Source organism: Kitasatospora sp. NPDC059160, assembly GCF_042755465.1.
Lineage (GTDB): Bacteria > Actinomycetota > Actinomycetes > Streptomycetales > Streptomycetaceae > Kitasatospora.
The window spans coordinates 1-10,555 of record NZ_JBHZCN010000138.1 but is presented as its reverse complement, the minus strand read 5'-3'; the positions used below and the strand labels follow the sequence as shown (position 1 = coordinate 10,555).

Here is a 10,555-nt window from a genome sequence, read left to right as displayed (position 1 = left end):
CCCACCCGCCCCACGGCGCGAGGGGGGGCACCGCCGCTTGCCCGGGGGGGCTGGTTGGGGGGACGTAAATGCCCGCCCACCTCGGCATGCCCCGGGCCGGCCGGACGAAGGACGAACCGACGAAGGACGAACCGACGAACGGACGAAGGACGCGTACCCGCGCAGCGGAGCCTTGACGGGCCGACCGCCGCGCGACGTCCGCCCCGCCCGTCACGCGGTCTCGACCCCCGCCCGGAGCCGTGGCAGCATCTGCGGCGGAAGCCGGAGCGGGGGCGACGCACGCCGCCCGTACCGGCTTCGGCGACGGCGACCCGGCGGTGGACGAGGAGCGCAGCGTGGCGGACGACTTCGATGTCCTGGTGGTCGGCGGCGGGATCGTCGGACTGGCCACGGCGTACGCCCTGACCCGGGCCAGGCCCGGGCTGCGGCTGGCGGTGCTGGAGAAGGAGAACGGCTTCGCGGCGCACCAGACCGGGCGCAACAGCGGGGTGATCCACAGCGGCGTGTACTACCGCCCCGGCTCGTACAAGGCCCGCTTCGCGGTCGCCGGCGCCGCCGAGATGGTCGAGTTCTGCCGTGAGCACGGCCTCCCGTACGAGGTCACCGGCAAGCTGATCGTGGCAACCGAGGACGCCGAACTGCCCCGGTTGGCGGCGCTGACCGAACGCGGGCGGGCGAACGGCATCCCGGTCACCGAGCTGGACCGGGCCGGGATCGCCCGGTACGAGCCGGCCGTGGTCGGGCGGGCCGGGCTGCACGTCGGCACCACCGGCATCTGCGACTTCCCGGCGGTCGCCACGGCCTACGCCCGGCTGGCCCGGGAGGCGGGCGCCGAACTGCGGCCCGGCACGGCGGTGCGGGCGGTGGCCCGGCGCCGGGACGGGGTGACGGTCGGCACCTCCGGCGGGGAGCTGCGCTGCGGGGTGCTGGTGAACTGCGCCGGGCTGCACAGCGACCGGATCGCCCGGCTGGCCGGGGACGACCCGGGGGTGCGGATCGTCCCGTTCCGCGGGGAGTACTACGAACTGGCCGAGCACCGGCGGAACTTGGTCCGCGGCCTGGTGTACCCGGTGCCCGACCCGGCCTTCCCGTTCCTCGGGGTGCACCTCACCCGGGGCATCCACGGGGACGTCCACGTCGGCCCGAACGCGGTGCCCGCGCTGGCCCGCGAGGGGTACGACTGGCGGACCGTCCGCCCGGGCGACCTGGCCGAGACCCTCGCCTTCCCCGGCACCTGGCGGATCCTGCGGCGGCACTGGCGGTACGAGGTCGGCGAGTTGCACCGCTCGCTGTCCAAGCGGGCGTTCACCGCCGCCGTCCGACGGCTGCTGCCCGCCGTGACCGCCGCCGACCTGGTGCCGGCCACGGCCGGGGTGCGGGCCCAGGCGGTGGCCCGGGACGGCTCGCTGCTGGACGACTTCGCCTTCGCCGGCTTCGACCCGGCGGACCCGCGCTCCCCGCGCCGGGCGGTGCACGTGCTGAACGCCCCCTCCCCCGCGGCGACGGCCTCGCTGCCGATCGGCCGCGAGGTGGCCCGCCGGGCCCTGGCCGCCCTGGAGGCCGGTGGCTGAGCCCGCCGCCGTACCGGCCCGGCGGAGCGCGCGGCCCCGGCCCGGATGAGCCCCGTCACACACCCCTCCGGGTGCCCCGCGCGGCCCCGTAGACTCGGTTGATTGTGACTTCCACCGCCCCGATCCCCCAGCAATCGCCGTCCGCCCGGCTGTCCGCGGCGCCGGCCGCCTACCCCGCGCCGATGTACCCGCACAAGGCCACCGAGGAACAGCACCGGGAGCGGCGGATCCGCAGCTTCCAGCCGCGCCGGGGCCGGATGACCAACGCCCAGGCGGGCGCCCTGGACCGGAGCTGGGAGACGTACGGCGTCCCGATCGACGGCACCCCGCTCGACCTCGCTGAGCTGTTCGACGGTCTGCCGGTCACCCTGGAGATCGGCTTCGGCATGGGCGAGACCACCGCCGCGATGGCCGCCGCCGACCCGTCGACCGGCATCCTGGCCGCCGACGTGCACACCCCCGGCCACGGCAACCTGCTCGGCATGCTGGAGCGGGACGGCTCGCGGAACGTCCGGCTGGCCGCCGGGGACGCGATCATCCTGCTGCGCGACATGCTGCCGGACGCCTCGCTGAACGGCCTGCGGGTCTACTTCGCCGACCCGTGGCCGAAGCCCAAGCACCACAAGCGCCGACTGGTCCAGCCGTCCTTCCTCGACCTGGTGCTGCCCCGGCTCGCCCCGGGCGCCCTGGTGCACTGCGCGACCGACTGGGAGCCGTACGCGGAGCAGATGCTGACGGTGCTGTCCGCCTCTCCCGAGCTGGAGAACCTGCACCCCGAGGGTGACGGGACCGGCTGGCTGGAGCCCGCGGACCACCCGGACGGCAGCGTCCCCGGCTACGCGCCCCGACCGGACTGGCGGCCGGTCACCAAGTTCGAGCGGGCCGGGATCGCCAAGGGCCACGTGGTGCACGACCTGCTGTTCCGCCGCCGCTGACCCTCCGGCAGCCGTTCGAACGGGCCGCGCCGGGCTGACCGGCCGGTCGCGGCCGGGACGAACGGTTCGTCCCGAGTCGTCCCGACCGGCCGCCGCCGTGGCCTACCCTGAGCCGCATGGGCAGCCCGCCCGGCGGCGGGCCCCGGGCGACCGCCCGCACCGCCGCCGACGCACCGGGTACGGTCCCGCGCACCGGCGTCACCCGGACCATCCCGGGGCCGCGGAGGCGCCGGGCCGACCGGCTGCTGTCCCGGCCCGGCGGCGCGGCACCGGCCGCCCCGACGGCCCTCGTCGCCGGTCGGCTCCCGGCCGGCCCGACCACGGCGCCCCCGGGCCGCGTCCGCTCGCTGGCGCTCTCCTCCGTCACCACCTCCGCCGTCCTGACCCTGGCCTGCTGCGGGGTGCTGATCCTGCACCTGGTCCAGCGGCAGACCGGCACCGTCGGACTGCTGGTGGGACTGGGCCTGGCGATGGTGCCGCTGCCCTTCGTGCTCGGTGGCCTGGCCTGGCTCAACCTGACCGCCCGGGTGCCGCTGCGGCACACCGTGTTCTGCCTCGGCTGGGGCGCCTGCGCGGCCACCACGATCGCGATCCTCGCCAACAACTGGACCGCCGACTACCTGACCGCCCACCACCACGCCTTCGGCGGGCTGCTCGGCTCCGGCGTCGCCACCCCGGTGATCGAGGAGAGCGCCAAGGCCACCGCCCTGCTGGTGCTGCTGCTGCCGCTCGGCCAGCGGCTGCGCTGCCACGGCCGCCGCTCCGGCCGCCCCTGCGCACCGCTGCTGCACCGGGCGCCCGCGCCCCGGCGCCCCCGCCCGTACCAGCGCCGCCCGGCCGGACCGCACGCCCGGGGCCGGCTGCGGCTCCGCCCGTACCTGCGGCCCCTGCCCTACCTGCGCCCGGCCCCGCCCGCCCCGGGCACCCCGGGCGCCGCGCACCGCCGCTCCCGGCCGCGCACCCTGGCCGCCGGGATGGTGCTCGGCGGGATGACGGCCTGCGGCTTCGCCTTCACCGAGAACGCCCTCTACCTGGGCCGGGCCTTCACCACCGACCAGCGCAACCGGCTGGACAGCATCGGCCTGGGCGATCCGCCCAGCCTGCGCGACTTCGACAGCACCGTGCAGACCTTCGTCCTGCGCGCCCTGCTCTCCCCGTTCGCCCACCCGCTGTTCACCGCGCTCACCGGGATCGGCCTGGCCGTCGCCCTGACCACCGGGCGGCGCTGGCTGGCCCGGCTGGCCGCACCCGCCGGACTGCTGCTGGCGATCGTGCTGCACGGCACCTGGAACGCCGCCGCCGACCTGGGGACGGACGGGTTCCTGGTGGTCTACGGGGTGCTGATGGTGCCCTGCTTCGCGGCCCTGGTCGGCTTCGCGCTCTGGGCCAGGGCCCGGGCCGCACGGCACGGCGGGCGGTCCGGAGGGCGGCCCGCGGATCGGCACGGAGGGTGATACGTCAGCGCCGGAGGGTGAGTTGGGGCCGTCCTGCAGAACCGATTTCCCATCTCGGCGACTTCCCCGTATTGTTGTGTTCACCGACGCGGGGTGGAGCAGCTCGGTAGCTCGCTGGGCTCATAACCCAGAGGTCGCAGGTTCAAATCCTGTCCCCGCTACTCAGTAGCCGAAAGGGCCCGGAGGATTCGTCCTCCGGGCCCTTTCGTTTTCCCGCCACACTCAGGGCACGGTCCCGCCACGAAGCGGTAACGGCACCCCGTTTTCAAGATCTGCTGTCAGACCGCTCCCCCATACTGAGGAAAATTTCATCCAAGTGGGGGGCGGCGGGACCGTTCCCTGGATAAGGAACGACCTCATGCTGTCGAAGCGCCTGGCGAGCACCGCCGCGATCTGCCTCCTCCTGGGAGCCGGCACGGCCGCCTGTGGCGACAACAAGGACTCGGACAAGGCCGCGGCGCCCGCGGCCACCACCGCCGCGGCGGCCGCGACTCCGACCGCCACGCCGACTCCGACTCCGACCGTGGCGAAGCTCGACACGGACAAGCTGACCGCCCAGGAGATCGAGAAGAAGGCCAAGGACGCGCTGGCCGGCGCCACGTCGCTCAGGATCAGCGGCAAGATGGCGAGCGACGAGGGCGAGATGACCATCAACATGGTCATGGACTCGAAGGGCGCGTGCCAGGGCAGCATGGCGCTGCCCGGGATGGGCTCCTTCGAGCTCCTCAGCGACGGCAAGCAGTACTTCCTCAAGCCGGACGCCCAGTTCTGGAAGACCTTCGGCGGGCCGAAGGGCGACGCGGTCGCCGAGGTGTTCAAGGGCCGCTACCTGACCGGCTTCCAGGACGACCCGAAGATGAAGGACCTGACCGACTTCTGCAAGCTCACCGACGCGAGCAACCAGATGCTCGACGACGGCTCCAGCACCCCCACCAAGGGCAGCGCCGGCACCGTCAACGGGGTGAAGACGTTCAGCCTCCGACAGAAGGACGACAAGGGCGAGGAGTCGCTGCTCCACATCGCCACCGAGGGCAAGTTCTACCCGGTGCGGATGGAGAAGACCACCGGCTCCGACAAGGGCCAGGTCGACTTCACCGACTACGACAAGCCGGTCACCATCCAGGCCCCGTCGCCCGACAACGTGATCGACTACACCAAGTTCCAGGACAAGGTGAAGGGCGCCTGAGCGGCGCCCGCGAATAATCCGTTGCCCTCCCGACAGGAGGCTGCCTACAGTGGCGGCACACTGAAAGGAGGTGATCCTGAGTTGAGTTCCATCAGGATGTGTGAGGTGGCTGCTCGCTAGAGCCGCCCCTGCCTGCGCAGGATGAGGCCCCTGGCCTCCGGCAGGCGAAATCCACAGCAGTCACCCGACCCGCAGGCTCACCGGTACATCCCCGGTGCCTCGGCGTCAGGCCAGTGCACGGGCCTGCGTCGAGGAGCAGCCTGCGGGTCGTCTGCGTTTCCGGCCGCCCGTCGTAGCCGCAGCGCCCCCGGGTCGTTCCCGTGCTGGGGCCGCAGCGCTAGAGTCGGCGCGGCCCCGCGGTGGCGACGGGGCGCAGCGGCGCGGACACAGGGGGTGGGCGATGGCGAGGGTACGGCGACGGGCCGGCGGGTCGGCGCTGCGGACGGCGCAGTGGACGGCCGCCGGGGTGCTGACCGGCACGGGCCTGCTCGGACTGCTGCTGTTCGCGCTCGGCCGGGCCCAGGCCTGGCAGGCGCTCGGCGGCGGCCTGGTGGTGGCGGGCGCCTCGACGGTGCTCGGCGGCGCGCTGGGCTTCCTGTTCGGGGTGCCCCGGGTGAAGAGCGGCTCCGGCGAGCCGCAGGGCTCGTACGCGCCCAACACCAATCTGGAACAGGTCTCCGACTGGCTGACCAAGGTGCTGCTGGGCGTCGGGCTGACCCAGCTCGGCTCGCTCGGTGAACGGCTGCACCAGCTCGGTACGGCGCTGGCGCCCGTGCTGGGCGGGGAGGACGCCGCGGTGCCGTTCGCGGCGGCGCTGGTGCTGTACTTCCTGGTGCTCGGCTTCCTGGCCGGCTGGCTGGTGACCAGGCTGGCGCTGCCCCGGGTGCTGACCGAGACGGACGAGGCGCTGGACCTCTTCCTGGCCGGGCAGGACCGCGACCGGCACGGCGACAAGGTGGGCGCCGACGACCTGCGGGTGCGCGCGATGCAGCAGCTCGGCCTGCTCGGTGGCAGCGCGGAGCAACCCGCCGCGCTGGCCGCCCAGTTGCCGCCGTCCTCGGACTCCCCCGCCGGGCCGGACGGCGTGGTGGCGGAGGTCCGCTCGACCGCGACGCGCTCGGCGCTGACCGCCGACCAGGTGCGGGCCCTGTTCGCGGCCGGCTCGGAGGGCCGCCGGATCCAGGCCCTCGCGCTGATGCAGGGCGATCCCTCGCTGGCGGACCTGCCGAGCGTGCTGGAGGCGATCGAGCACCCCCGCTCGGGGTTCGAGCAGTACCACGCGCTGCTGGCCGCCCGGGGCCTGCTCTCCCGGCTGCCGGGCGCCGAGGCGCAGCGGCTGCGGGACGCGGTGGCGGCGCAGTTGGTCGACCCGCAGGGCATTCCGTACGGGTCGGACCGCAGTTGGCTGGCGGAGAAGATACTGTCCCGGCTCCAGGCGGCGGCCTTCGTCCCCGCGCAGCCGACGCCGGTGGCGTCTGCGGCAGTGGCGTCGGCGGCAGTGGCCGTCGACCCGCCGGCGAATCCCTAGCCGGTGAACCCCTGGACCGTGAAGCGCAGTTCGGGCTGCGACCAGGGGGTCTTGGGCTGCGGCGGGCGGGTGCCGGTGCGCACGGCGCCCACCTGGAGGTAGAAGCCCTCGGCGGGCGGGTGCGAGACGACCTTGACCGCCGCGATCCCGGCGGCCCGGGCGCGGTCGAGCATGTCGGCGATCAACACCCGTCCGATGCCCAGTCCTTGGGCGTCGTCGGCGACGAACATCAGGTCCAGTTCGGCCGGTTCGTGGATCAGCCCGTAGAAGCCGAGCAGCCGGTCGTCGGTACGGTCCACGGCCATCCGCACCTCGTGGCGCTCGATGTAGTCGGGCCGCACGGCATAGCCGTCGATCATCGCGAAGTACGCACCGCGGTAGGCGGCGGAGGCCTGGATCAGCGCGGTGAGCCGGTCGGCGTCGGCGGGCCGGGCGGGCCGGATCGTGGTCTCGCTCATGCGAGCGAGTATAGGGGCCAACCGGCCTAGTGACCATTACAGGAGTATGGCCGGTTCCGGCCTGCGGGGCCGGCCACGGGCGGCCCGGAGCACCAGGACCCCGCTGGTGCGGCCGCCTTCGTGCGGCACCCGGTGGACCTCGCTGGCGATCCGGCGCTCGCCGAGCGCGTACCGCAGCCGGTCGAGGTGGCCGCAGCGGCGGCCGCGACCGTCGTTCAGCGGCTGGACCCGTACCTCCCCGTCCGCGGCCGTCACCCGGACCAGCTCGGCCAGCGCGGCCAGCTGCCGCTCCGGGCCGAACAGTTCGGGGTAGGCGAAGATCAGGTAGCCGCTCAGGGTGAGTGCGAAGGCGCCGTCCGCGAAGGGCAGCCGGGGCAGCGCGGCGGCCAGGTAGCACTGCGGGTGGGCGGCCGAGTCGGCGGCGAACAGCCGACGGGCGCGGTCCCAGCTGCGCAGGTAGCGGTCCGGGCGGGCGGGGCGGCGCAAGGGGTACAGCTGCGGGCGGGCCGCCATCGCGACGGCCATCGACGCCCGGGCGGCCCGTGCCCGGGCGGCCAGCTCGGGCGGCGGCAGCGCGTACGCCGGGTCGACGGCGATCACCCGGCAGCCCAGCTCGCGCGCCTCGGCGGCCAGGCCGGACGTACCGCCCGGGCAGTCCAGCAGCGGGCCGGGCAGGGCGGCGAGCCGGGCGCGGGTCAGGCCGAACAGGGCGCAGTACTCGTCCAGCGGACGGGAGGTGACCAGGACGTCCGGGGCCGGCACGGGGGTGGGGGCGGTCGCCACCCGGCCATCCGAACACGGGGCCGCCCCACCCGCATCAGGAGGGCGTCCGGAGCACGGGCGGGGCGGAGGCAAGACAGAGGCGGGGCGGGGCAGAGGCGGGGGTGGAACGTCAGGGAGCGGGCCGGGAGCGAGCGGGCCGGGCCTCAGCGGCCGAGCAGCCCCCGGGTGGCGGCCCGGTTGACGTTGGTCAGGCCGCGGACCAGCCGCGCGGTGAGGAAGATCAGCAGGACCCCGATCGCCGAGAACGCGGCGATCTGCCAGGTGCCCTCCACGTAGTAGGCGTGCCGGACGTGGTGGCTGTCGGTGAAGTCGAACAGCTGGTACCCGTGCCAGGAGGTGTAGCGCGGGAAGACCCAGTGGTAGAGCGGGTAGAGCGCCATCGCCCAGCCGAGCAGCAGGAACGTCAGCGTGAGGCAGAAGCTGAACACCGCCCAGGGGAACATCACCAGCTGGTACAGCGCGGCCTTCCAGCCCGCCCCGTCGGCCAGCCGTGCGGTGATCGAGCCCCAGCTGCCCGGGCGCACCTGCTGCACCGGCGCCGGGCCGGGCACGTCCAGCGCGAGCATCCCGCGCACCCGGGCCCGCTCGGCCCGGCCGAGGCCCCGGGCGGTGCTGGTCAGGGCGGCCAGCACCGGCAGGCCGAGGACGGTGACGAAGGTGCCGACGCCGAGGCAGAACAGGACGATCGCGACGACGAAGCCGACGATCGCGACCGGCAGCCCGGTGAGCGCGTAGCCGACCTCGCGGTAGTAGTGCCCGGAGAACGGCGCCCGCCAGAAACCGGGCGGCTCCTCGGTGCAGCGGGCCCGGGCCGGACGGGCCCCGTCGTCGCCGTAACCGCCCGCGGCGTCCCACCCCTGACCCAGCGTGCTGCCGCTGCTGCTCATCTCCCGGTCCCCGGCCCCTCGTTGTCGTGGTCTTCCGTACTCGCTGACGTGGTCAAGTCTGGCCGAGGCGGGGCCCGGTGGGTATCGGGCCGACCGGCGGATCGGGGGTGGGGTTAACCCCCCTGCCCGGCCTCGCGCCCCTGCCCGGCTCCCGGGCGCGGCGCGGGCGGGCCGGACCACTCGTCGGCGAGCAGCGAGTAGCGGTACGAGTCGCGCCAGGCGCCGCCCTTGTACAGGTCGTGCCGGACACGCCCCTCCAGCCGGAAGCCGAGCCGGGTGAGCACCTTGGCCGAGGCCGTGTTCTCCACGTCGACCCGGGCGGCCAGCCGGTGCAGGCCGAGCGCCCCGAAGGAGAACTCGCAGAGCAGTACGGCGATCTCGCCCGCGTAGCCGCGGCCCCACACCGGGCGGCTCAGCACGTAGCCGAGGCGGGCCGAGCGGTACTCGCCGAGGGTGAGGGCGGCGTGCGCGACCGGCAGCGCGTCCTCCAGGTCCCCGGCGTCCCCGGCGTCCCCGGCGTCCTCGCGCCGGACGACGGCGAGCCGGTAGACGCCCCGCTCCTCGGCCATCGCCTCCTCCAGGTAGAGCTCGATCTGGTCGGCGCAGGTCTCGCGGTCGCGCGGCTCGAAGGGGAGGTAGCGGGTCACCTCCGGGTCGCCGTACAGCGCGTGCAGCGCGTCCACTTCCTCCGGGGTGTGGCGGTACTCGCGGAGGGCGAGTCTGGGGCCGGTGAGGCGTACGGGGACCATGGCTGCCGACCCTACCCGCGTCCGGCGGCTACCGTTCGGAACATGAACGACGAAGACCTGCGGCTCGCCCCGCGCACCAGGGCCGCCGACCTGCTCGCCTGGGCGGCCGGCCAGGACCGCGCGCCGGTGGCCGAAGCGCCGCTGCGCGCGGTGCTGGCGCTGCTGGAGCTGGGCGGGGGCAGGATGCACGACGGCTGGCCCGAACTCACCTCCGACGAGGTGGAGCACCTGCTGTACGAGCGGCTCCACCTCTACGTCCAACCCGCGCCGGAGCAGGACCCGCTCGCCTACGGCGAGGCCGTACGGCTGCTGGTCGACCACCAGCGGGCCGCGAAGCGGCTCAACGCCAAGCGCCAGGAGCGGCTGCACGCCGAGGCCGAGTGGCAGGGCGAGGTCGCGGCCGGGCTGCTGCACCGCGCCGACCTGGTGACCTGGCCCCGGCTGTACGCGGTGCTGCTGCACGCCCACGGGGTGGACGTGACGGACCCGGCGGCCGTCCGGGACTGGCTGGCGGGCTTCGCCGCGCTCGACGAGGAGCAGCGGCTGGCCGGGTACGAGGCGCTGACCACGACCGGCTGGCTGGACGAACCGGACGAGCAGGGCTGGGGGCCGGGCCGGGTGCTGTCCGTCGGCATGGCCACCGACGGCGCGCGGCTGCTGCTGGAGCAGGGCCTGATGCGGCGCAGCTACCGCAACCTGGCCGAGCTGAACGCGTTGGGGCGCCCGATGCCGGACGAACTGACCGGTGGCTTCGAGGAGTTCGAGGCGGCGGCGGCCGAGGCGGCGCTCGACCTGCTCGGCGAATGGACGGTGCCCGGGCTGCCGCGCCTGCTGGTGGAGGAGTTCCCGGAGCTCGCGCCGGAGCCGGGGGCGGCCGAGATCGACGCCTACCTGGCGCAGCTGCCCGCGGAGGAGCAGGAGGAGCAGGAGGAGCCGGAGGGGTCGGAGGAGCCTCAGGAGCAGGAGCAGCAGTGAGCCGACGTGGCAGGGCCCCGGGCGTGCGC

At 74.7% G+C, this 10,555-nt stretch carries 10 protein-coding genes and 1 tRNA gene; 7 read left to right on the top strand and 4 right to left on the bottom strand.

Going from position 1 to position 10,555, the window contains the following annotated elements:
* The first annotated feature begins 335 nt into the window (after positions 1-335).
* The 6 genes from lhgO to ACFXOZ_RS37735 all read left to right on the top strand — a co-directional run bounded on the left by lhgO (position 336) and on the right by ACFXOZ_RS37735 (position 6,674).
* Positions 336-1,571, top strand: coding sequence for an L-2-hydroxyglutarate oxidase (gene lhgO / locus ACFXOZ_RS37760; protein WP_380594482.1), 1,236 nt, complete (start codon positions 336-338; stop codon positions 1,569-1,571).
* Positions 1,572-1,675: 104 nt separating this feature from the next.
* On the top strand, positions 1,676-2,506 hold the full coding sequence (gene trmB, locus ACFXOZ_RS37755) for a tRNA (guanosine(46)-N7)-methyltransferase TrmB (RefSeq protein ID WP_380530235.1): 831 nt from the start codon (positions 1,676-1,678) through the stop codon (positions 2,504-2,506).
* Positions 2,507-2,622: 116 nt separating this feature from the next.
* Complete coding sequence (locus tag ACFXOZ_RS37750; protein ID WP_380530232.1) at positions 2,623-3,960, top strand: PrsW family intramembrane metalloprotease; 1,338 nt, start codon at positions 2,623-2,625, stop codon at positions 3,958-3,960.
* A gap of 87 nt (positions 3,961-4,047) precedes the next feature.
* A tRNA-Met gene (locus ACFXOZ_RS37745) sits at positions 4,048-4,121 on the top strand.
* A 197-nt stretch (positions 4,122-4,318) separates the two neighbouring features.
* Complete coding sequence (locus ACFXOZ_RS37740; RefSeq protein ID WP_380530229.1) at positions 4,319-5,146, top strand: hypothetical protein; 828 nt, start codon at positions 4,319-4,321, stop codon at positions 5,144-5,146.
* Between the two features lie 400 nt (positions 5,147-5,546).
* Positions 5,547-6,674 carry a hypothetical protein gene (locus ACFXOZ_RS37735; protein WP_380594474.1) on the top strand — a complete coding sequence of 376 codons (1,128 nt, stop codon included), beginning with the start codon at positions 5,547-5,549 and terminating at the stop codon, positions 6,672-6,674.
* Here ACFXOZ_RS37735 and ACFXOZ_RS37730 read toward each other — a convergent pair.
* From ACFXOZ_RS37730 to ACFXOZ_RS37715, 4 genes are all read right to left on the bottom strand, one after another.
* Complete coding sequence (locus ACFXOZ_RS37730) at positions 6,671-7,132, bottom strand: GNAT family N-acetyltransferase (protein ID WP_380530223.1); 462 nt, start codon at positions 7,130-7,132, stop codon at positions 6,671-6,673. The two genes, ACFXOZ_RS37735 and ACFXOZ_RS37730, sit on opposite strands and share 4 nt — an antisense overlap.
* A gap of 36 nt (positions 7,133-7,168) precedes the next feature.
* Positions 7,169-7,915, bottom strand: a complete 747-nt coding sequence (locus ACFXOZ_RS37725) for a hypothetical protein (protein ID WP_380594472.1) — start codon at positions 7,913-7,915, stop codon at positions 7,169-7,171.
* Between the two features lie 143 nt (positions 7,916-8,058).
* Complete coding sequence (locus tag ACFXOZ_RS37720; protein WP_380594470.1) at positions 8,059-8,802, bottom strand: sensor domain-containing protein; 744 nt, start codon at positions 8,800-8,802, stop codon at positions 8,059-8,061.
* A gap of 113 nt (positions 8,803-8,915) precedes the next feature.
* Positions 8,916-9,551 (bottom strand): GNAT family N-acetyltransferase, encoded by a 636-nt coding sequence (locus tag ACFXOZ_RS37715; protein WP_380594468.1) that lies wholly within the window; start codon positions 9,549-9,551, stop codon positions 8,916-8,918.
* A gap of 42 nt (positions 9,552-9,593) precedes the next feature.
* Here ACFXOZ_RS37715 and ACFXOZ_RS37710 point away from each other — a divergent pair, with 42 nt between their 5' ends.
* A complete protein-coding gene (locus ACFXOZ_RS37710) occupies positions 9,594-10,526 on the top strand; it encodes a hypothetical protein (protein ID WP_380594466.1) in 933 nt (310 codons plus the stop codon).
* Positions 10,527-10,555: the final 29 nt, after the last annotated feature.

Excerpts from the sequence above, each read along its gene's own strand:
- ACFXOZ_RS37710 (WP_380594466.1), top strand. The coding sequence starts at position 9,594 with ATGAACGACGAAGACCTGCGGCTCGCCCCGCGCACCAGGGCCGCCGAC.
- ACFXOZ_RS37720 (WP_380594470.1), bottom strand. The coding sequence starts at position 8,802 with ATGAGCAGCAGCGGCAGCACGCTGGGTCAGGGGTGGGACGCCGCGGGC.
- ACFXOZ_RS37750 (WP_380530232.1), top strand. The coding sequence starts at position 2,623 with ATGGGCAGCCCGCCCGGCGGCGGGCCCCGGGCGACCGCCCGCACCGCC.
- ACFXOZ_RS37735 (WP_380594474.1), top strand. The coding sequence starts at position 5,547 with ATGGCGAGGGTACGGCGACGGGCCGGCGGGTCGGCGCTGCGGACGGCG.
- ACFXOZ_RS37715 (WP_380594468.1), bottom strand. The coding sequence starts at position 9,551 with ATGGTCCCCGTACGCCTCACCGGCCCCAGACTCGCCCTCCGCGAGTAC.
- ACFXOZ_RS37730 (WP_380530223.1), bottom strand. The coding sequence starts at position 7,132 with ATGAGCGAGACCACGATCCGGCCCGCCCGGCCCGCCGACGCCGACCGG.
- ACFXOZ_RS37740 (WP_380530229.1), top strand. The coding sequence starts at position 4,319 with ATGCTGTCGAAGCGCCTGGCGAGCACCGCCGCGATCTGCCTCCTCCTG.